Origin of the sequence: Kitasatospora griseola, assembly GCF_044999035.1 — a bacterium.
Classification (GTDB): Bacteria; Actinomycetota; Actinomycetes; order Streptomycetales; family Streptomycetaceae; genus Kitasatospora; species Kitasatospora griseola.
Window position 1 is genome coordinate 4,469,954 of the sequence record NZ_CP173360.1, and the last position, 18,244, is coordinate 4,488,197.

Here is an 18,244-nt window from a genome sequence, read left to right on the forward strand (position 1 = left end):
CAGGTCGCGGCGGGTCCGGGCGAACCGTGCGAAGTCGTACACATGTGCCGACGGCCGTTATCGTCGTTGTCATGCGTCTCCACGTCGTCGACCACCCGCTGGTCGCCCACAAGCTGTCCACCCTGCGCGACGAGCGCACGGACTCGCCGACCTTCCGGCGGCTCACCGACGAGCTGGTGACCCTGCTCGCGTACGAGGCGACCCGGGACGTCCGCACCGATGCGGTCGAGATCACCACCCCGGTCGCCGTCACCCAGGGCACCCGGCTGTCCTACCCGCGTCCGCTGGTGGTGCCGATCCTGCGGGCCGGCCTCGGCATGCTCGACGGCATGACCCGGCTGCTGCCCACCGCCGAGGTCGGCTTCCTCGGCATGGTCCGCAACGAGGAGACCCTGGAGGCCTCCACGTACGCGACCCGGATGCCGGACGACCTCTCCGGGCGGCAGGTCTACGTCCTCGACCCGATGCTGGCCACCGGCGGCACCCTGGTCGCGGCGATCCGGATGCTGCTCGACCGCGGCGCCACCGACGTCACCGCCGTGGTGCTGCTCGCCGCGCCCGAGGGCGTCGCCGTGATGGAGCGCGAGCTGGCCGGCCAGCCCGTCACCGTGGTGACCGCCGCCGTGGACGAGCGCCTGAACGAGAACGGCTACATCGTCCCGGGCCTGGGCGACGCGGGCGACCGCCTGTACGGCACCGCCGGCTGACGGAGCACAGCGAAACGCGGAGATCCGGCCGGGAGCGAGCACGTCGCTCCCGGCCGGATCTCCGCGTTTCGCGGGCCGGTCAGCAGTGGCCGGGCTCCGGGCTGGGCGAGGGCTTGGTGAGCTCGGCCAGCGCGGCCGCGGCCTGGTTCGGGTCGGCGAGCGCGGTGAAGGCGTCGCCGATGACCAGGTCCACGGTGGCGTCGGTGCGGGCGTCCTCGGTGCTGGTGGCGGAGGCGACCTGGGAGACCAGCAGGGTGGCGGCGCCGAGTCCGCCCGGGCCGCTCAGCACCTGCGCGGTGCCGGGGACCTTCCGGTCCAGCGCGGACGGCGCGTTGCCGACCTGGCCCACCTGGAAGCCGCGCTTCTTCAGCTCGTCGGCGGTCCGCGCCGCCAGGCCGGACTTGTCGGTGGCGTTGTAGACGTTCACCGTGACGGTGGCGGGCTGCGGTACGGCCGTGTTGCCGGGGACGGCGCCGGGCGCGGCGGACGGGGAGCCCTCGGGGGCGGCCAGCGGCTTGCCGGTCGCGCCCGGCGAGGCGCAGGCCTGCGCGGCGCCGTGCTTGTTCTTGCCGGTGAACACGTCGTACAGCTGGATTCCGCCGACCGAGACCAGGCCGAGGGCGAGGACGCCGCCGACGGCCATGACGACCTTGCGGCCGCGACGCGGGGGACGTCCGAGACGGGGGTAACTGTTGCCGGTGACCCGGTACTGCTTCCCCTTCAACCCCCGGGGAGTCAACATGCTCATGGTCTGTCTCCCCATAGGTGCCAGGGTGGGGTGCCGGTGACCGCGGTGCGGCCGTGGAAGAAGGCCGCGTGCGCCGCGGTAGTCGCCAGATTAATCCGACAACAGCGGCGCAGGTACTGGATGATCATCATCCGGGGGACGACGGCACTCGAAAGGACGTACCGACACCGACCATCGGTTGCAGCCGACAGCGGGTGGCGGTCCGTCAGTCCATCTCCAGCACGCGGGCGTGCAGGACCTGACGCTGCTGGAGGGCCGCTCGAACGGCTCGGTGCAGCCCGTCCTCCAGGTACAGGTCGCCGCGCCACTTCACCACGTGGGCGAACAGGTCCCCGTAGAAGGTGGAGTCCTCCGCGAGGAGGGTTTCCAGGTCCAACTGGCCCTTGGTGGTCACCAACTGGTCGAGCCGCACCGGACGCGGCGCGACGTCCGCCCACTGGCGAGTGCTGGTCCGGCCGTGATCCGGGTACGGCCGCCCGTTACCGATGCGCTTGAAGATCACACGGAAAGCCTACCGTTTGGGACATGGCGGGCGCAGCAAGCGGGACCAACGCCGACCGACTTTCCGCCTCAGCGCAGTGCGGCGCCGATCCGGTCGAGCGAGGAGAGCCGCATCAGGCCGTAGTTGTAGAACTCGACCTCGGGGACGCCGAGCTCGCGCAGCGTGGAGATCTTGGCGGCCAGGTTGGCCGGGCCGTCGCAGTCGGAGGACATCGGGCGGAGGATGACGGCCATGTCCTGCGGGCGGACGCCGTGCAGGGCGAAGGCGGCGACCTTCTCGCGGACGGCCTCGGGGGTCCTGGCGTAGCCGAGGGTCTCGATCTGGTGGGCGGCGCCGGCCAGCGCGGGCAGGTCGATGCCGGAGAGCCAGCCGGTGCCGGGGCCGCCGCCGTCCATGAAGGTCAGGCGCATGCCGTGGGCGGCGGCGGTGGCGGCGAGTTCGGCGGCCAGCGTGGTGACGGTGCGGGCACCGGCGTCGACGTAGGCGGCGAGGGCGCCGCCGGCCAGCTCGTCCAGCGGGACGGGCGCGAGGGCGCGGGTCTCGTCGGCGAGGCGGGCGCGCAGTTCGGCGCGGACGGTGTCGCGGACGCGCTCGGCGGGGACGCCCGCGGCGGTGGCGGCGGCCAGGCAGTGCGGGCAGAAGCAGATCGACAGCAGGGCCTCGGTGACGGGGCCGAGCTGCTCGAAGTAGCGCTCGTGGTGGTAGCCGTGGGCCAGGCCGTGGAAGTGCAGGGACTCGGCGCGGATCGCGTCCACGCCGTACCGGGCGAGCTCCTCGACCAGGGTGTGGCAGTACGCGCGGACCTCGGGGTTGGCGGGGCAGAGCTCGGTCAGGTGGCGGTCGCCGAAGGCGTTGGCGGGGGCGCAGTCGGGGTGCGCGAAGCCGAGCCGGTCGTTGTGGCAGAAGACCGTCCAGGCGTGCAGTTTGAGGCCGCGTCGGCGGGTCTCCTCGGCGGCCTCGGCGAACGGGTCGCGGGTGCCGATCGCGGTGGAGGGCAGCGGGGCGAGGCGCCGGCCGGCCCAGCGGGCGGGGTCGGGGTGGAAGTAGGCGGCGCCGGGTTCGAGGTAGCGCAGCACGCGGTGCGGGTTGTGCGGGAAGACGTCGCGGGCCTCGTGGTAGACGGAGGCGAGCGTGACGCCGCCGACGCCGGCCCGGTCGGTAAGGTTGCCGAAGAACGTGTCGGCCCCTTCGTCGAGCAGGTCGGTGGCGAAGGCGAGGACGGACGTCTCCACGGGGCAACTCCGGAGAAGGAAGTACAGGGAGTGACCACGCTAGCCGCGGCCTCCTGTATTGGTCTATACCTGGTTGGGTGAGGGGAGCGGCAGGGTGGCGGTCTACCGGGGCTTCGACCAGCGGGAACTCGATCGGGAGTACTCGCCCAGCAGCCGGGTGTCGGACTTCGACGCGGAACTCGCCGCGTACGCCCGGGAGAGCGGCCGGGCCCTGCGGGAGCTGCCCGGGCACCGCGAGCTGCGGTACGGGGCGGACGGGCCGGAACTGATCGACTTCTTCCCGGCGGTGCCCGGCGCGCCGCTGCACGTCTTCGTGCACGGCGGCTACTGGCAGGAGCTCGGCAAGGAGGACTCGGTCTTCCCGGCGCTGGACTTCGTGGCCCGCGGCACCGCGTACGCCGCCGTCGGCTACGGGCTGGCGCCCGCCTGGACGGTGGAGCAGATCGCCGCCCAGGTCACCGAGGCGGTGGTGTGGCTGGTCGAGCACGCCGCCGAACTGGACGTCGACCCGGAGCGGATCGTGCTCAGCGGCAGCTCGGCCGGCGCGCACCTGGCCGCCACCGCGCTGCTCGACGGACGCCTGCGCGGACGGATCTCCGGGGCGGCGCTGCTCAGCGGCGTCTACGACCTGGAGCCGATCGCCCTCAGCTACGTCAACGAGCCGCTCGGCCTGGACGCCGAGCGGGCCCGCCGGCTCAGCCCGCTGTTCGCCGACCTCACGGCGCTGCCGCCGCTGGTGGTGGCGCTCGGCGAGTACGAGACCGGCGAGTTCGCCCGCCAGCAGGCCGAGTTCGCGCACGCCGCCCGGGACGCCGCCGTGCCGGTGCGGGAACTGCTGATCGGCGGCCGCAACCACTTCGACCTGGTCTTCGACCTCGGCCGGACCGACACGGTGCTCGGCTCGGCCGTCGACGCGCTGGCTCGCGTCTGACGCTCCGTAGACTGCCCGGCGTACCAGCGAACACCTGCGAGAGGACACCGATGACCGGCCGCATCCCGCTCCCGTACGACTTCCTGCCGCCGGTGCCGAGGTTCGAGCTGCACAGCGCGGACCTGGTCGACGGGGCCACCATGCCGGACGCGCACGTGTACGGGGCGGGGAACCGGTCGCCGCAGCTGTCCTGGGAGGGCTTCCCGGCGGGCACCCGGTCGTTCGCGGTGACCTGCTACGACCCGGACGCGCCGACCGGCGCCGGCTGGTGGCACTGGCTGGCCGTCGACCTGCCCGCCGACACCACCGAACTGCCGCGCGGCGCCGGGTCGGAGGACGGCGGGCTGCCCGGCGGGGCGTTCCACGTCCGCAACGACTTCCCCGGTCACCGGTACGACGGCGCGGCCCCGCCGCCCGGGCCGGCCCACCGCTACGTGTTCGTGGTGCACGCCCTGGACGTGGCGAACCTCGGCGTGGAGCGCGACACCCCCGCCGCGCAGGTCGGCTTCGCGCTGACCGCGCACGCGCTGGGCCGCGCCCTGCTCACCGTGGAGTACAAGTCCGCCTGACGGCGGAGCGTCAGGCCAGCACCTGGCGGAGGAACGCCTCCAGGTTGGCGACCGTCCGGGCGATCTGGTCCTCCAACGGGAGCGACTCGTTCGGACGGCTGACCGTCGCCGGGCGGCGGATGCCGCGCACGTACAGCGAACAGGCCAGGTCGGCGCAGAGGTAGGTGCCGACCGAGTTGCCCTCGCGGCCGCGGACGCCCGCCCGGGGAGCGGTCAGCAGCGACACGCCGCTGCCCTGGTGGGCGGTGATGCACGCCGAGCAGACGTTCGTCCTGGTCAGGCTGCGCCGGACGTTCGGCGACCGGAGCGTCACCCCGACCAGGTCTCCGTCGAGCTCGGCGACCAGGTACGCCCGGTCGGGCGCGCCGAGGTCGCGCCAGCCGAGGAAGTCCAGGTCGTCCCAGCGCTGTTCGGCCAGCTCGCGCGGGACGGGCAGCCGCTTGGCCTCGCCCTTCGAGCAGTTGACGAAGGAGGCGCGGATCTCGGGCTCGGTCAAGGCACGCATGGACCGGACGCTAGCGGAGCCACCCCGGGCGTGTCGTCCGGTTTTCCGGCGGTATCAGCCCTTGGCGGCCTTCGCGGCGCGCTTGGCCTCCTGCTTGGTGGCGCGGACCTTCAGCAGCGACTCCGGACCGGTGATGTCGGCGACCGAGCGGTGGCAGCCCTCCTCGCCGTACGCGCCCGCCGCCTCGCGCCAGCCGGGCGGGCGGACGCCGTACTGCTTGCCGAGCAGCGCCAGGAAGATCTGCGCCTTCTGCGCGCCGAAACCGGGCAGCGCCTTCAGCCGGGCCAGCAGGTCCTCGCCGGTGGGGGCGTCGCGCCAGACCGCCTCCGCGTCGCCGTCGTAGTGCTCGACCAGGTAGGCGCAGAGCTGCTGGACCCGCTTGGCCATCGAACCCGGGTAGCGGTGCACGGCCGGCTTCTCGGCGAACAGCGCGGCGAACGCCTCCGGGTCGGCGGCGGCGACGGCGTGCGCGTCCAGGTCGTCCGCGCCCATCCGCTGCGCGATCACCCACGGGCCGCTGAACGCCTTCTCCATCGGCACCTGCTGGTCCAGCAGCATGCCGGTGAGCGCGGCCAGCGGGCTGCGGCCGAGCAGCGCGTCGGCGTCGTCCTGCTGGGCGAGGTGGACGGCGGGGGCCATGACGTGCTCCAGGGGGTCGGGACTCCCATCCTGGCAGCCGGTCCCCGGCGGCGCGTCCCGCAACACACCACCGGCGGACCGGCCACACTGGGGGGATGACCCAACAGCGGCGGTTGATCGTGCTGCGGCACGCCAAGGCGGACTGGCCGGACGTGCCGGACGAGCTGCGCCCGCTGGCCGAGCGCGGCCGGGCCGACGCGGCGGCGGCCGGGCGCTGGCTGGCCGCGCACGGGCTGGTGCCGGACCGGGTGCTGTGCTCGACGGCGGTGCGCACCCGGCAGACCTGGGAGCTGGCCGAGCCGGCGCTCGGCGGCGAACCCGAACTCGTCCTGGAGCCCCGGGCCTACAAGGGCGAGGTGGACGAACTGATCGGCCTGGTGCGGGCGTTGCCGCCGATGGTGCGCACCGCGATGCTGGTCGGGCACCGGCCCGAGGTGCAGGAGCTGGTGCTGGCGCTGGCGGGGGAGAAGGAGAGCGAGCCGCTGGAGCGGCTGCGGGAGAAGTTCGCCACGGCCGGGATCGCGGTCCTCGACGTGCCCGGCGAGTGGAGTCAACTCGTCCCGGGAAGTGCCGAGTTGACCGAGTATGCGGTGCCGCGCGGGTGAGTCGTCGGGCGTGATAGGCATGGGGCATGCGCTTCGACTCCGTGCCCAAGCCGCCCGCCGTGGCCGTCCGCCCGCGTGACGAGCGCGGCTACCCGGTGCCCGCGATCACCCCGTGGGAGGGCGGCCACCCGCAGTTCGGGCTGACCGACTACGAGCGGTCCGCGGCCTGCGCCCGGGAGCGGCTGTGCTCGGTGTGCAACACGCTGATGCCGCGCGGCCCGGTGTGGCGGGTGGTCGGCGGAGAGGAGGCGGCCGCGATCGGCGAGGCGCTGGCGGTCGGCCGGCCGTACCGGAACATGGCGCCCACCATGGAGGCCCCCGGCCACCGGGCGTGCATGCTGTACGCGACGATGGTCTGCCCGTACCTGGGCCGCCCGAACGCCCGCCGTCAGGTGACGGCCGATCAGCAGGACGCCCCGGACGACCTGACCGCGCACGTGGTGCGCGGGGCCGCCCGGGGCGAGCTGGGCGCCGTGGTGGGCTTCGAGGACTACGAGTTCGCGATCACTCCGAACCGGGTGCTGTTCCGCTTCATCGACCCGGTGGAGTGGCTGCCGCACGACCTTGCCGAGCAGCAACTCCCGAACCTGCAGCAGGAGTTGGCCCGCCTGGCTCAGGAGCGGTAGGCGGGCAGTCCGACCGTGTCGGTGATCCGGTCGGGCTTGCCGCCCTTGGCGGGCATGGTGTAGATGCCGTCCGGGCCGCGGAACGCGACGTTCTTGCCGTCGTGCGAGATCACCGGCTCGGTGTAGTCCACCGAGGCGTCCGGTGTCAGGTCGACCTCCTTGGCGCCCTGCTCGTGCGCCTTGGCGAAGATGTGGGCGTGGCCGCTGACCGAGCGGACGAACACCACCGTGCCGTCGTCGGCCAGCGCGGGCTGCGAACCCTTGGTGATCACACCGCCGTTGGTGCGGGCGATCACGTCGTGGAAGTACACCTGGCCGTCGTTCTTGTTGGCGTACACCGTCGCGCCGGCCTTGCCGGCCGAGTTCGGCCACAGGTTGCCGACGTCCGGGAGCGGCTTCTCGGCCTCGGAGTCGCCGACGTGCAGCGCATCCGGCTTGGCGCCCGCCTTCGCCTCGACGGACAACAGCTTCAGCGCCTTCTTGTCGTCGGCGGTGAACAGCAGGTAGGTGCCGGCGCCGTGCGGCTCGTCCGGGCCGTACACCTGCCAGGTCGGGTGGGACCAGGTCTCGCCGGACGGGGCCTTGGCGATGACGGTCTTGTGGCTGCCGTCCGGGTCGGAGGTCTCCAGGTTGCCCGCGCCGTCGATGAACGCGGCGTGCTTGCCGTCCGGGGACCAGGCCAGGTCGCGGACCACGGTGCCGAAGTCGACGGACTTGCCGTCCATCAGCACGGTGTTGGTGCCGGTGCTGACGGTGACCTTGGTGCCGGCGGTCTTGTTCAGCTTGCCGCCGGCCGGGGCGGGCGAGCCGCCGGACGGGCCGGACGGTTCGGCCGCGGCCGGGCTGTCAACGGCCTTGCTGGGAGCGGAAGTCGCGCTGGTGTCGCCCTCCGGGTCGCAGGCGGTCAGCAGCAGGGCGGAGCCGGTGGTGACGGCGGCCACCAGCAGGGCCGCGGCGGACCGGCGCAGACGGATGCGTTCGCTCATCGAAGATTCCCCCATGGAACAGATCTACGTGCGGCGGCCCGGTCGGTGACCGGGCCGCCGCCATGATGGCATGCGCCTCGTACACATCCTGTCAGCAGTCGCCAACATCCTTGCGGCCCGGGGCCGTTGGGAATGGCGACGCGTCAATCGCGAAGCCCGACGCGAGTGCGCGGATCGGGCCGGACGGGTGTCAGCCGCGGAACGCGGGCAGGCCCGCGGTGTCGCTGACCTTCTTCGGGGTGCCGCCCTTGGCGGGCATGGTGTAGATGCCGTCGGGGGCGCGGAAGGCGATGGTCGCGCCGTCCGGGGAGAAGGTCGGCTCGGTGTAGTCGACGGTGGCCTTCGGCGTGATGTCGCGCTCCGGGCCGTTGTAGCCGCCGGTCTTGGTGAACAGGTGGTCGTGGCCGCCGACGGACCGGACGAACACCAGGTCGCCCTCGTCGGACAGGTCGGGCTGCGAGCCCTTGGAGACGGCCGCGCCCTGCTGACGCAGGTACTCGTCGCGGAGGTACACCTGGCCGTCGTCCTTGTTGGCGTAGGCAGCGCTGCCGAACCGGCCGCCGGCGTTCAGCCACTGGTTGCCGGTCTCCGGCAGCGGCTTGACGTTGTCGTCGCTGAAGGTGCCCAGGGAGAGCGGCGCCGGGGTGGCGCCCGCCTGCGCGGGGACGCCGAACAGGCGCAGCGCGCCGTGGTCGTCCGCGGTGAACAGCAGGTTGTTCTTGGGCTTGAGGTACCCCAGGGACTCGTCGGCGGTGGGCGTGAACACCTGCCAGGTCGGGTGCGACCAGGTGACGCCCGAGGGGGCCTTGGCGACCAGGACCTTGTGGCTGCCGTCCGGGTCGGCGGTCTCCAGGTTGCCGTTGCCGTCGATGAACGCGGCGTGCTTGCCGTCGGGGGACCACGCGAGGTCGCGGACCACGGTGCCGAAGTCGACGACCTTGCCGTCCATCACCACGTAGCGGGTGCCGTTGCTGATGGTCAGCCCGGTGCCCTTGGTGAGGTTCAGCGCGGCCTTCGTCGGGGTGGCGGACGGCCGGTCGGCCGGCGCGGAGGCGGAGCTGCTCGGCGAGGCCGGCGCGGACGGGGAGGCGGTGGTCGACGCGGACGCGGACGCGGACGCCGAGGGCGCGGCGGAGGCGGGCGCGGAGGGGGAGCCGGTCGCGGCGCTCGGCGCGGCGCTGCCGGACTTCGCGGCGTCGGCGTCGGCCGACGGGTCGCAGGCGGTCAGCAGCAGAGCGGAGCCGGCGGTGACCGCGGAGACGAAGGCGACAGCGGCGGAACGGCGGAGGCGGGCGCGCGCGGACATGGATGATTCCCCCTGGAAACAGTGCTCGATGATGGTTTCCGCCCGGTCCGTTCCGCGCTCTGCTGCGCTGCCGTTCGGGCGACGTTCAATAGATTCGCAGTCGGATGACCCCGGCCCGTGCGGGCGCTGTCACCGCCCCGTAACAGGCGTTCGAGCCTCGTTTCTCCGTTGGTCCGCCCGGCTGCTGACGGCCCGTCGGGTGGTGGCCGCGCGCGCCGCCGGGAAACCCGTGACCTCGCTGGTTAGCGTGGCAACGCAGGTGGTTCTGCCCGCGGCCGGGCCCTTCGCCGGGCCGCGGATCCCCGATTCCCGACAGCGGAGCGAGAGGCACCATGGCTGCGCAACCCGAAGGCACCCCGGTCTGGGCGGACGCGATGTTCACCGACCTGGAGGGCGCCAAGAGCTTCTACGGCTCAGTGCTGGGCTGGACGTTCGGCGAATCCTCGACCGAGTACGGCAACTACACGCAGGCGTACCGGGACGGCAGGGCGGTGGCCGCGATCGTGCCGCCGATGCCCGGCCAGGGCCCCGGGCAGTCCGCCTGGGTGCTCTACCTGGCCTCGGTCGACGTCGAGGCCACCGCGGAGCGGATCCGGGCGGCCGGCGGCACCCTGCTGCTGGAGCCGATGAAGGTCGGCACGTTCGGCTCGATGGCGCTCGCCAAGGACCCGGGCGGCGTGGTGTTCGGCATCTGGCAGGGCGGCGAGCACACCGGCTTCGCGCTGCGCGACTCGCCCGGCAGCTACGGCTGGGCGGAGGTGTTCACCCGCGACCCGGCCGCCGCCAACACCTTCTTCCCGAAGGTCTTCTCCTACGGGGTGCGGAAGGTCGCCGACACGAACGTCGACTACCGGGTCTTCAGCATCGGCGACACGCCGGTCCTCGGCTCGATGGCCATGACGTCCGAAGTGCCCACGCAGGTACCGTCGTTCATCAGCGTGTACTTCGTGGTCGACGGCTGCGACGCCGCGGTCGCCCGGGTCGCCGAGGCCGGCGGACGGCTGGTGTTCGGACCGATCACCACCCCGTTCGGGCGCTTCGCGTCCTTCGTCGACCCGCAGGGCGCGGCGTTCTCGCTGATCGACCCGTCCGCCGCCGAGGGCGAGCCGCCGGCCACCGTGGAGGTGGCCTGAACCGATGGTCACCCCGCTCCCCGACCTCACCGGCGAACGCGCCGACCTGCTGGCCGCGCTCGACCGGCACCGCGGCTTCCTGCGCTACACCGTGCGCGGCCTGACGGACGACCAGGCCCGGCAGCGCCTCACCGTCAGCGAACTCACCCTCGGCGGGCTGATCAAGCACGTCGCCGGGATCGAGGAACGCTGGACGCGGTTCGCGCTGGGCGGCGCGGAGGCGATGCGCTCCGCGGGCGCGCCGTCCGACGCCCGGGCCTGGGCCGACCAGTTCCGGATGCTGCCCGGCGAGAGCCTGGACGTCCTGCTGGAGCGCTACCGGGCGGTCGCCGAACACACCGACGGCCTGGTCGCCACCCTCGACCTGGACGGTGAGCACGCCCTGCCGTCCGCGCCCTGGTTCGAACCCGGCGCGGTGTGGAGCGTGCGCCGGGTCCTGCTGCACATCCTCGCGGAGATCACCCAGCACGCCGGGCACGCCGACATCCTCCGCGAGACCCTGGACGGGCAGCGCACCATGGGCTGAGACGCCGTCGAACCGCGGCCGTCAGCCGCCGTCCAGGACCTCCCGGTAGTAGGCGATCTTGTCGCGCAGGTGGGTGCGTCGGCGCTCCAGCAGGGCGATCTGCTCGTCGACGGCGGCGTCGTGCCGCTCCAGCAGGGCGATCCGGTCGCGGAGGCTGCCCGGGCCCTCGACCCGGGCGAGTTCGGCGTAGCGGCGCATGTCGGCGATCGGCATGCCGGTGTCGCGCAGGCAGCGCAGGATGCCCAGCCAGGCCAGGTCGTCCGGGGTGAAGCGGCGGTGCCCGCTGGTGGCGCGGGTGATGGCGGTGAGCAGGCCGATCCGCTCGTAGTAGCGCAGGGTGTCGAGGCTGAAGCCCGAGCGTTCGGCGGCCTCGGCCGGGGTGAGCAGCTGCTGAGTCGTCACGACGCCGATTCTGCCTGCCCGTTGGGCACGGCGCAGCGGGTGAAGCGTTCGCCCCAGGCGGCCATCAGCTCGGTGAGCTCGGGCGGGGACACCACCTGGAAGTCGACGTCCAGCGAGCCGATCGCCATCGCGGGCCAGTCCAGCGACTCGGTGCTCATCACGATCCGGCAGCGGTCCTCGGCCACCTCCTCGACCTGGGCCCAACTGCCGATCCGCTGCCGGATCGTCCCCGCGGGGGCGGCGGCCAGCACCTCGACCCGGTACTGGCGGGCCTGGCCGGTCAGGCCCGCCCGGACGAACTCGGCGGCGTCGGCGGCCGGGAGCGGGCGCGGCCGGAAGTGGGCGCCGGTCGGGGCGGGCGCCTCCAGCCGGTCCAGCCGGAACGTCCGCCAGTCCTGCCGGGTGAGGTCGTACGCCACCAGGTACCAGCGCCGTCCCAGCCGGACCAGGTGGTGCGGCTCGGTGTGGCGCTCGCCGGCCCGGCCGTCCGCGGTGCCGTACCGGAAACGCAGCCGCTCGGTGTCGCGGCAGGCCAGCGCGACGGCGGTGAGGGCGTCCGGGTCGATCCGGGCCTCGCCGCCGCCCCGGCCCGGCCAGGCGGCCGGCACCGTGACGGTGCGCAGCGCGTCCACCCGGCGGCGCAGCCGGGCCGGCATCACCTGCACCACCTTCGCCAGCGCCCGCACCGACGCCTCCGCGAGGCCCTCGACCGCGCCGTCGGCCGCCGCCTGCAGCCCGACGGCCAGCGCCACCGCCTCCTCGTCGTCGATCACCAGCGGCGGCAGCGCGGCGCCCGCGGCGAGCTGGTAGCCGCCGTCCACGCCGCGCCGGGCCTCCACCGGGTATCCCAGCTCGCGCAGCCGGTCGACGTCGCGCCGCAGCGTGCGCGCGGAGACGCCCAGCCGGGCGGAGAGCTCCTCGCCGGGCCAGTAGCGGTGGGACTGGAGCAGGGTGAGCAGCCGCAGGGTGCGGGCACTGGTGTCGGCCATGCTCAGATCCTCCTTTCGATTGCGGCCGGAAACTGACCGCAATGGCTCCTAGTGTGGAACACGAGCGAGGGAGACACCGCGAAGCGGTGCGGAACTCGCTTGCAGGGAACCGATGTTGACGTGCCAGAAAGGCGAGACCATGACCACCGAGACCCCCGTCGGCGAGTACACCACCACCAGCACGGACGAGCGGCCGACCGGTGAGCGGGCCGACCTGCTGGCGGCCCTGCGCCAGGCCCGGTACTTCATGCGGCTGACCACCGAGGGGATGGACGACGAGCAGGCCGGGCGCCGCACCACCGTCAGCGAGCTGTGCCTCGGCGGCCTGATCAAGCACGTCACCGTGTCGGAGCGGGTCTGGGCGGCGTTCGTCGAGTTCGGCCCGGCCGCGCTGCCGGACTTCATGAACTTCACCGAGGCCGACTACCAGCGCCGCGCCGAGGAGTTCCGCCTGCTCCCCGGTGAGACGCTGGCCGGCGTGCTGGCCGCGTACGAGGCCGTGGCCGCCGCCACCGACCAGCTGGTGGCCGGCCTCACCGACGCCGACCTGAACACCAGCTACCAGATGCCCCCGGCCCCCTGGGACCTCAACCCCGAGGCCCGGTCGGTCCGCCGCGCCCTGCTGGGCATCATCGCCGAGACCACCCACCACGCCGGGCACGCCGACATCATCCGAGAGGCCATCGACGGGGCGAAGAGCATGGGCTGAGCACCGAACTCCACCGGGGCCCGCGCGGTCGACGATCAGTCGGCCGGGCGGGCCCTCGGCGCTCCCGCCGGGAATGCCTCGGGCCTCCGCCTCGGAGCGATCCGAGCTGACGGAACGTCAGAATCCTTACGGGGATGGCTTCGAGGTCGTGGAGAAGAGAATGAGGGGCGCGATGAAACTGACCGTACTGGCCGCCACCGGCGGCATCGGCCGGCACCTGCTCGACCAGGCGCTGGAACGCGGGCACGACGTCACCGCGGTGGTGCGCAACCCCGCCAAACTGGGCGAACAGCCCTGGGCACGGGTGGTGCAGGCCGACCTGGCGACCGCCGGGCCGGCCGAACTGCGGGCGGCGGTGGAGGGCGCGGACGCGGTGCTGTCCGGGCTGGGCGCGGTCGGCAAGGCGGGGATCGGAGTGGCCGAGCACGGCACCCGCGCCGTCATCGGCGCGATGCGGCAGACCGGCGTCCGGCGGCTGGTGGTGGTCAGCGCCGCGCCGGTCGGCACCGTGCCGTCCCCCGACCGGCCGCACCCGCCGCGCCACGACCCCGGCGAGGGCCCGGTGCTGCGGTACCTGCTGACACCGCTGGTGAAACGAGTGCTGCGCGCCCACTACGCCGACCTGGCCCGGATGGAGGACGCGGTGCGCGCCAGCACTCTGGACTGGACGGTGGTCCGCCCGCCCCGGCTCACCGACAAGGCCCTCACCCGCGACTACCGGACCGCCCACGGACGGAACGTGCGCGGCGGCGGCAGCGTCTCCCGGGCCGACGTCGCGCACTGCATGCTGCGCAGCCTCGACGACCCCGGGACGATCCGGCAGATCCTCGGCATCGCCGACTGAGCGGACGTCGGGGACCACCGCCGCGGTCGGCTCCGGCGACGGCCGCCTAGGGTGAAGGGATGTCTGCTCCTCGTCTGCGCCGGGTGGCCGTGCTGGTCCTGGACGGTGCGAAACCGCTCGACGTCGGGATCCCGGCGCAGGTGTTCTCGACCCGCGCGAGCATGCCCTACGAGGTGCGGGTGTGCGGGGCGGCGCCCGGGCTGGTGGCGGGCGGGGACGGGCTGTCGTACCACGTGGCGCACGGGCTGGAGGCGCTGGAGTGGGCGGAGTCGGTGTTCGTGCCCGGCTACCGCCACCCCGACCGGGACGACCCGCCGGCCGCCGTGGTCGAGGCGCTGTGCGCGGCGCACGCCCGCGGGGCCCGGCTGGCGGCGATCTCCACCGGGGCGTTCGCGTTGGCCGCCACCGGGCTGCTGGACGGCCGCCGGGCCACCACGCACTGGCACTACACCCGGGCGCTGGCCGCGAAGTACCCGCGGGTGCGGGTCGACGAGAACGTACTGTTCGTGGACGAGGGCAGCGTGCTCACCTCGGCGGGCGCGGCGTCCGGCATCGACCTGTGCCTGCACATGCTGCGCCGCGACCTCGGGGTGGCCGCGTCCAACCACACCGCGCGGCGGCTGGTGGCCGCGCCGTACCGCAGCGGCGGCCAGGCGCAGTACGTGCCGCGCAGCGTGCCCGAGCCGATCGGGGAACGGTTCGCCGCCACCCGTGAGTGGGCGCTGCACCGGCTGGACGAGCCGCTCACGGTGCGGACGCTGGCCCGGCACGCGGCGGTCTCGCCGCGCACCTTCTCCCGGCGGTTCGTCGAGGACACCGGGTACACGCCGATGCAGTGGGTGCTGCGGGCCCGCGTCGACCTGGCCCGCGAGCTGCTGGAACGCTCCGAGCAGGGGGTGGAGCAGATCGCCGCCGCCACCGGCCTCGGCACCGGAGCCAACCTGCGCACGCACTTCCAGCAGATCCTCGGGACCACGCCGAGCGAGTACCGGCGGACCTTCGCCAAGGGGGAGTGAGAGCGCTCTCCCGAGCGGGCGGGAAAGCGTTTTCCGGACTGGATGGGAAAGCGTTTTCCCGTTGCCTTCCGGCATTGGCACGATCCTTGCGAACCATGGCACGGACGCCACTGCCGTCGACCGGTCCGGCGAGCGAAAGTGGAGGAGTTCACCCAGCGCACAGAAGGGCGCCTTCCATGACCCGCATCGCCATCAACGGATTCGGCCGCATCGGCCGCAACGTGCTGCGCGCCCTGCTGGAGCGCGACAGCAAGCTGGAGGTCGTCGCCGTCAACGACCTGACCGAGCCGACCGCGCTCGGCCGGCTGCTGGCCTACGACACCACCTCGGGCCGGCTCGGCCGCCCGGTGACCGTCGAGGGCGACGTCCTGGTGGTGGACGGCCGCCGGATCAAGGTGCTCGCCGAGCGCAACCCCGCCGACCTGCCGTGGGCCGACCTCGGCGTGGACATCGTGCTGGAGGCCACCGGCCGGTTCACCTCCGCCGAGGCCGCCCGGGCCCACCTGGCCGCGGGTGCGAAGAAGGTCCTGGTGTCCGCGCCGTCCGACGGCGCCGACGTCACCCTGGCCTACGGCGTCAACACCGAGGCGTACGACCCGGCCGCGCACACCATCGTCTCCAACGCGTCCTGCACCACCAACGCGCTGGCCCCGCTGGCCGCCGTCCTCGACGAACTGGCCGGCATCGAGCACGGGTTCATGACCACCGTGCACGCCTACACCCAGGAGCAGAACCTCCAGGACGGCCCGCACCGCGACCCGCGCCGGGCTCGCGCCGCCGGCGTCAACATCGTGCCGACCACCACCGGCGCCGCGAAGGCGATCGGCCTGGTGCTGCCGCAGCTGGACGGCAAGCTGTCCGGCGACTCGATCCGGGTGCCCATCCCGGTCGGCTCGATCGTCGAGCTGAACACCACCGTCTCCCGCGACGTCACCCGCGAGGAGGTGCTCGCCGCCTACCGCGAGGCCGCCGGCGGCAAGCTCGCGGGCGTGCTGGAGTACTCCGAGGACCCGCTGGTCTCCTCCGACATCGTCGGCAACCCGGCGTCGTCGATCTTCGACTCGGAGCTCACCCGGGTCGACGGCCGCCACGTCAAGGTGGTCGCCTGGTACGACAACGAGTGGGGCTTCTCGCACCGGGTCATCGACAGCCTGGAGCTGCTCGCCGCGAGCTGACGCCACGGCGAGGGGCCCGCACCGCGACGCGCGGTGCGGGCCCCTTCGCGTGCCGGTGTCAGAGGGCCGGCAGGTCGAACGCGGCGGCGGCGACCCGGTACTGGGCGGAGAACGGGGCGCCCGCGCGGGAGGTCGGGGTGAACGAGTAGACCAGCTCGCGCGAGCCGTCGCGGGTGGCGAACACGGCGCTGGTGTACCCGGGGCGGCTGCCGGTCTTGCCCCAGAACTCGACGCCGGGGGCGGGGGAGAAGCGCATCAGGCCGGTGCTGAAGCAGGCCCGGCCGGCGGTGGGGCCGATGTCGCAGTGGTCGTTCTGGATGTTCGGGACGTCGGGGACGGCGAACAGTTCGGCCTGCTGGGCGGGCGGCAGCAGCCTGCCGTGCAGTAGCGCGGACATGAAGCGGTCCAGGTCGGGCGCGGTGGAGATCATGCCGCCCTCGGCCCACGGCCAGGGGCTCTGCCGGGTGACGTCCGCCAGGCCGGTGCTGCCGTCCGGGCGGGTGACGGTGAGGACGGCGTGCGCGCTCGGGTTCGGCAGCGCGGTGTCGTCGGCGGCGGGCGCCGAGGTGTGGTGCAGGCCGAGCGGGCGCACGATCCGGGCGCCCAGCTCCTGGGCGAAGGTGCGGCCGGTGACCTGCTCGATCACCAGGCCCGCCAGGTAGTAGTTGACGCCGTTGTACTGCTGGGCGGTGCCCGGGTCGAACTGCTTCGGGTTGGCCATGATCCGCCTGACCACCTCCTGCGGGGTGAAGCTGTCGCTCGCGTGGGCGGCGAACCACTCCGGGGTGCCGTCGTCGGGGAACTGTCCCTGGCCGGTCGGCAGGCCGCTGGTGTGGTTGAGCAACTGCCGCACGGTGACGTCCGGGTAGCCCTTCGGCAGGGTGCCGGGCAGGTACTGCTGGACGGTGCCGTCCAGGTCGACGCGGTGCTCGGCGGCCAGTTGGAGGAGCACGGTGGCGGTGAACACCTTGGAGATGCTGCCGATCCGGAACTCCCCGTCGGCCTTCACCGGCCGCCCGGTGGCCGGATCGCCGACCCCGGAGGTGCCCGACCAGCGGCCGCCGTCGCCGTCCACCAGTACGACGGCGCTGGTGAGCTGATCGGTCGGCAGGTCCGTGATGGAGGCGCGCAGCGCGGCCGCGTTCGGCGGCGTCGCACCGGCGGCGGGTGCGGCCGCGGCCGTCCCGGCGGTGAGTGCCACCACCAGTGCGCCGATCGCGGCCGTCCCCGCCAGCCCGCGTCCCATGGTCTTCACGCGCATCCCCCGTACTCCTCAACCCTTGTTGCTGCCGTGCCTGTTGACGTACGGAAGTCTGTCGTCCGGGTGCCGCGCGAGGCATCCGGGACGGACCCTGAGCCGCCCCCGAGGTCGGGCCCCGGAGCGGGTCAGGGGCGGTCCACCAGCCGGTGCTGCCAGGCCCAGGCGGCGATCTCGACCCGGTTGCGGGCGCCGAGCTTCTGCTGAACGGCCGTCAGGTGGCTCTTCACGGTGCTGAGCGTGATGAACAGGTCGGCGGCGATCTCCTGGTTGGTGCGGCCCCGGGCGATGGCGCGGACCACCTCGGTCTCCCGGGCGGAGAGCGGGCGGTCGGGCGGAGCGGCCGCCGGGGCGGGCGCGGGGGCGAGGCCGCGCAGCAGCCGGAGGGTGAGGGACGGCGAGATCAGCGCGTCGCCGGCGTGCGCGGCGCGGACCGCCTCGATCAGCAGGGCGGGCGCGGCGCCCTTGAGGACGAAGCCGACCGCGCCGGCCCGGAGCGCGCCGTGCACGTACTCGTCGAGGTCGAAGGTGGTGACGACGACCACCCGCAGCGGGTCGGCAACGCCGGGGCCGGCCAGGGCCCGGGTGACGTCGATGCCGTCCAGGCCGGGCATCCGGATGTCGACCAGGCAGACGTCGGGGCGCAGCCGCCGGGCGAGTTCGACCGCCGCGGGCCCGTCGGCGGCCTCGCCGACCACGGTGATGTCGTCCTGGTCCTCCAGGATCAGCCGCAGCCCGCCGCGGATCATCGCCTGGTCGTCGGCGAGCAGCACGCGAATGGTCACCGGGCACCGCCCGCGTCCGGGGTGCGGGCCGGTGCCGCGTGGTCGGCGAGC

The 18,244-nt window shown here is 73.6% G+C and carries 22 protein-coding genes; 11 read left to right on the forward strand and 11 right to left on the reverse strand.

Annotation, left to right across the window (positions count from 1 at the left end; all coding sequences use genetic code 11):
* Positions 1–71 precede the first annotated feature (71 nt).
* Positions 72–707, forward strand: coding sequence for a uracil phosphoribosyltransferase (upp, locus tag ACI1MP_RS20190; protein WP_043915202.1), 636 nt, complete (start codon positions 72–74; stop codon positions 705–707).
* A gap of 79 nt (positions 708–786) precedes the next feature.
* On the opposite strand, the gene ACI1MP_RS20195 is transcribed toward upp, so the two are convergent.
* The 3 genes from ACI1MP_RS20195 to ACI1MP_RS20205 form a co-directional block, all read right to left on the reverse strand.
* The gene (locus tag ACI1MP_RS20195; RefSeq protein WP_100589184.1) at positions 787–1,455 is read right to left on the reverse strand and encodes a LytR C-terminal domain-containing protein; all 669 of its coding nucleotides are present in this window, start codon (positions 1,453–1,455) and stop codon (positions 787–789) included.
* Between the two features lie 205 nt (positions 1,456–1,660).
* Positions 1,661–1,957, reverse strand: a complete 297-nt coding sequence (locus ACI1MP_RS20200) for a type II toxin-antitoxin system VapB family antitoxin (protein ID WP_014136828.1) — start codon at positions 1,955–1,957, stop codon at positions 1,661–1,663.
* 68 nt (positions 1,958–2,025) lie between these two features.
* Complete coding sequence (locus ACI1MP_RS20205; RefSeq protein WP_404869178.1) at positions 2,026–3,189, reverse strand: hypothetical protein; 1,164 nt, start codon at positions 3,187–3,189, stop codon at positions 2,026–2,028.
* Between the two features lie 94 nt (positions 3,190–3,283).
* On the opposite strand from ACI1MP_RS20205, the gene ACI1MP_RS20210 reads away from it, so the two are divergent.
* Together ACI1MP_RS20210 and ACI1MP_RS20215 are read left to right on the forward strand one after the other, a co-directional pair.
* Entirely contained in the window at positions 3,284–4,120 is an 837-nt protein-coding gene (locus ACI1MP_RS20210) for an alpha/beta hydrolase (protein WP_404869179.1), read from the forward strand.
* Between the two features lie 50 nt (positions 4,121–4,170).
* Positions 4,171–4,689, forward strand: a complete 519-nt coding sequence (locus tag ACI1MP_RS20215) for a YbhB/YbcL family Raf kinase inhibitor-like protein (protein WP_100589186.1) — start codon at positions 4,171–4,173, stop codon at positions 4,687–4,689.
* A gap of 10 nt (positions 4,690–4,699) precedes the next feature.
* On the opposite strand, the gene ACI1MP_RS20220 is transcribed toward ACI1MP_RS20215, so the two are convergent.
* A complete protein-coding gene (locus ACI1MP_RS20220) occupies positions 4,700–5,194 on the reverse strand; it encodes an FBP domain-containing protein (protein ID WP_043915195.1) in 495 nt (164 codons plus the stop codon).
* A 54-nt stretch (positions 5,195–5,248) separates the two neighbouring features.
* The gene (locus ACI1MP_RS20225) at positions 5,249–5,833 is read right to left on the reverse strand and encodes an HhH-GPD-type base excision DNA repair protein (RefSeq protein ID WP_043915194.1); all 585 of its coding nucleotides are present in this window, start codon (positions 5,831–5,833) and stop codon (positions 5,249–5,251) included.
* 95 nt (positions 5,834–5,928) lie between these two features.
* On the opposite strand from ACI1MP_RS20225, the gene ACI1MP_RS20230 reads away from it, so the two are divergent.
* Together ACI1MP_RS20230 and ACI1MP_RS20235 are read left to right on the forward strand one after the other, a co-directional pair.
* Positions 5,929–6,438: a histidine phosphatase family protein gene (locus ACI1MP_RS20230; RefSeq protein WP_100589189.1), complete on the forward strand. Its 510-nt coding sequence runs from the start codon at positions 5,929–5,931 to the stop codon at positions 6,436–6,438.
* A gap of 26 nt (positions 6,439–6,464) precedes the next feature.
* Positions 6,465–7,064 (forward strand): hypothetical protein, encoded by a 600-nt coding sequence (locus ACI1MP_RS20235; protein WP_404869180.1) that lies wholly within the window; start codon positions 6,465–6,467, stop codon positions 7,062–7,064.
* On the opposite strand, the gene ACI1MP_RS20240 is transcribed toward ACI1MP_RS20235, so the two are convergent.
* On the reverse strand, positions 7,052–8,050 hold the full coding sequence (locus tag ACI1MP_RS20240; protein ID WP_404869181.1) for a hypothetical protein: 999 nt from the start codon (positions 8,048–8,050) through the stop codon (positions 7,052–7,054). The two genes, ACI1MP_RS20235 and ACI1MP_RS20240, sit on opposite strands and share 13 nt — an antisense overlap.
* 190 nt (positions 8,051–8,240) lie before the next feature.
* Complete coding sequence (locus ACI1MP_RS20245; protein ID WP_404869182.1) at positions 8,241–9,356, reverse strand: hypothetical protein; 1,116 nt, start codon at positions 9,354–9,356, stop codon at positions 8,241–8,243.
* A gap of 332 nt (positions 9,357–9,688) precedes the next feature.
* Here ACI1MP_RS20245 and ACI1MP_RS20250 point away from each other — a divergent pair, with 332 nt between their 5' ends.
* On the forward strand, positions 9,689–10,489 hold the full coding sequence (locus ACI1MP_RS20250; protein ID WP_404869183.1) for a VOC family protein: 801 nt from the start codon (positions 9,689–9,691) through the stop codon (positions 10,487–10,489).
* A 4-nt stretch (positions 10,490–10,493) separates the two neighbouring features.
* The gene (locus ACI1MP_RS20255; protein ID WP_043915188.1) at positions 10,494–11,015 is read left to right on the forward strand and encodes a DinB family protein; all 522 of its coding nucleotides are present in this window, start codon (positions 10,494–10,496) and stop codon (positions 11,013–11,015) included.
* Positions 11,016–11,036: 21 nt separating this feature from the next.
* On the opposite strand, the gene ACI1MP_RS20260 is transcribed toward ACI1MP_RS20255, so the two are convergent.
* Together ACI1MP_RS20260 and ACI1MP_RS20265 are read right to left on the reverse strand one after the other, a co-directional pair.
* A complete protein-coding gene (locus ACI1MP_RS20260; protein WP_380339078.1) occupies positions 11,037–11,417 on the reverse strand; it encodes a MerR family transcriptional regulator in 381 nt (126 codons plus the stop codon).
* Complete coding sequence (locus ACI1MP_RS20265) at positions 11,414–12,406, reverse strand: helix-turn-helix transcriptional regulator (RefSeq protein ID WP_404869184.1); 993 nt, start codon at positions 12,404–12,406, stop codon at positions 11,414–11,416. Before ACI1MP_RS20265 ends, ACI1MP_RS20260 begins: the two co-directional genes overlap by 4 nt.
* A 139-nt stretch (positions 12,407–12,545) precedes the next feature.
* Here ACI1MP_RS20265 and ACI1MP_RS20270 point away from each other — a divergent pair, with 139 nt between their 5' ends.
* From ACI1MP_RS20270 to gap, 4 genes are all read left to right on the forward strand, one after another.
* On the forward strand, positions 12,546–13,115 hold the full coding sequence (locus tag ACI1MP_RS20270) for a DinB family protein (RefSeq protein ID WP_380339084.1): 570 nt from the start codon (positions 12,546–12,548) through the stop codon (positions 13,113–13,115).
* A 172-nt stretch (positions 13,116–13,287) separates the two neighbouring features.
* Positions 13,288–13,959 (forward strand): NAD(P)-dependent oxidoreductase, encoded by a 672-nt coding sequence (locus ACI1MP_RS20275; protein WP_387996599.1) that lies wholly within the window; start codon positions 13,288–13,290, stop codon positions 13,957–13,959.
* 59 nt (positions 13,960–14,018) lie between these two features.
* Positions 14,019–14,975 carry a GlxA family transcriptional regulator gene (locus ACI1MP_RS20280; RefSeq protein ID WP_100589199.1) on the forward strand — a complete coding sequence of 319 codons (957 nt, stop codon included), beginning with the start codon at positions 14,019–14,021 and terminating at the stop codon, positions 14,973–14,975.
* A gap of 176 nt (positions 14,976–15,151) precedes the next feature.
* A complete protein-coding gene (gene gap / locus ACI1MP_RS20285; RefSeq protein WP_043915181.1) occupies positions 15,152–16,150 on the forward strand; it encodes a type I glyceraldehyde-3-phosphate dehydrogenase in 999 nt (332 codons plus the stop codon).
* Positions 16,151–16,208: 58 nt separating this feature from the next.
* On the opposite strand, the gene ACI1MP_RS20290 is transcribed toward gap, so the two are convergent.
* Together ACI1MP_RS20290 and ACI1MP_RS20295 are read right to left on the reverse strand one after the other, a co-directional pair.
* A complete protein-coding gene (locus ACI1MP_RS20290) occupies positions 16,209–17,411 on the reverse strand; it encodes a serine hydrolase domain-containing protein (RefSeq protein ID WP_404869185.1) in 1,203 nt (400 codons plus the stop codon).
* A gap of 125 nt (positions 17,412–17,536) precedes the next feature.
* Positions 17,537–18,193, reverse strand: coding sequence for a response regulator (locus ACI1MP_RS20295; protein WP_380339092.1), 657 nt, complete (start codon positions 18,191–18,193; stop codon positions 17,537–17,539).
* Positions 18,194–18,244 lie beyond the last annotated feature (51 nt).

What these genes read in the sequence shown, in the direction of transcription:
- upp (WP_043915202.1), top strand. Translation starts at nt 72, where the DNA reads ATGCGTCTCCACGTCGTCGACCACCCGCTGGTCGCCCACAAGCTGTCC.
- ACI1MP_RS20195 (WP_100589184.1), bottom strand. Translation starts at nt 1,455, where the DNA reads ATGAGCATGTTGACTCCCCGGGGGTTGAAGGGGAAGCAGTACCGGGTC.
- ACI1MP_RS20215 (WP_100589186.1), top strand. Translation starts at nt 4,171, where the DNA reads ATGACCGGCCGCATCCCGCTCCCGTACGACTTCCTGCCGCCGGTGCCG.
- ACI1MP_RS20220 (WP_043915195.1), bottom strand. Translation starts at nt 5,194, where the DNA reads ATGCGTGCCTTGACCGAGCCCGAGATCCGCGCCTCCTTCGTCAACTGC.
- ACI1MP_RS20225 (WP_043915194.1), bottom strand. Translation starts at nt 5,833, where the DNA reads ATGGCCCCCGCCGTCCACCTCGCCCAGCAGGACGACGCCGACGCGCTG.
- ACI1MP_RS20230 (WP_100589189.1), top strand. Translation starts at nt 5,929, where the DNA reads ATGACCCAACAGCGGCGGTTGATCGTGCTGCGGCACGCCAAGGCGGAC.
- ACI1MP_RS20235 (WP_404869180.1), top strand. Translation starts at nt 6,465, where the DNA reads ATGCGCTTCGACTCCGTGCCCAAGCCGCCCGCCGTGGCCGTCCGCCCG.
- ACI1MP_RS20240 (WP_404869181.1), bottom strand. Translation starts at nt 8,050, where the DNA reads ATGAGCGAACGCATCCGTCTGCGCCGGTCCGCCGCGGCCCTGCTGGTG.
- ACI1MP_RS20245 (WP_404869182.1), bottom strand. Translation starts at nt 9,356, where the DNA reads ATGTCCGCGCGCGCCCGCCTCCGCCGTTCCGCCGCTGTCGCCTTCGTC.
- ACI1MP_RS20250 (WP_404869183.1), top strand. Translation starts at nt 9,689, where the DNA reads ATGGCTGCGCAACCCGAAGGCACCCCGGTCTGGGCGGACGCGATGTTC.
- ACI1MP_RS20255 (WP_043915188.1), top strand. Translation starts at nt 10,494, where the DNA reads ATGGTCACCCCGCTCCCCGACCTCACCGGCGAACGCGCCGACCTGCTG.
- ACI1MP_RS20265 (WP_404869184.1), bottom strand. Translation starts at nt 12,406, where the DNA reads ATGGCCGACACCAGTGCCCGCACCCTGCGGCTGCTCACCCTGCTCCAG.
- ACI1MP_RS20270 (WP_380339084.1), top strand. Translation starts at nt 12,546, where the DNA reads ATGACCACCGAGACCCCCGTCGGCGAGTACACCACCACCAGCACGGAC.
- ACI1MP_RS20275 (WP_387996599.1), top strand. Translation starts at nt 13,288, where the DNA reads ATGAAACTGACCGTACTGGCCGCCACCGGCGGCATCGGCCGGCACCTG.
- ACI1MP_RS20280 (WP_100589199.1), top strand. Translation starts at nt 14,019, where the DNA reads ATGTCTGCTCCTCGTCTGCGCCGGGTGGCCGTGCTGGTCCTGGACGGT.
- gap (WP_043915181.1), top strand. Translation starts at nt 15,152, where the DNA reads ATGACCCGCATCGCCATCAACGGATTCGGCCGCATCGGCCGCAACGTG.
- ACI1MP_RS20290 (WP_404869185.1), bottom strand. Translation starts at nt 17,411, where the DNA reads ATGCGCGTGAAGACCATGGGACGCGGGCTGGCGGGGACGGCCGCGATC.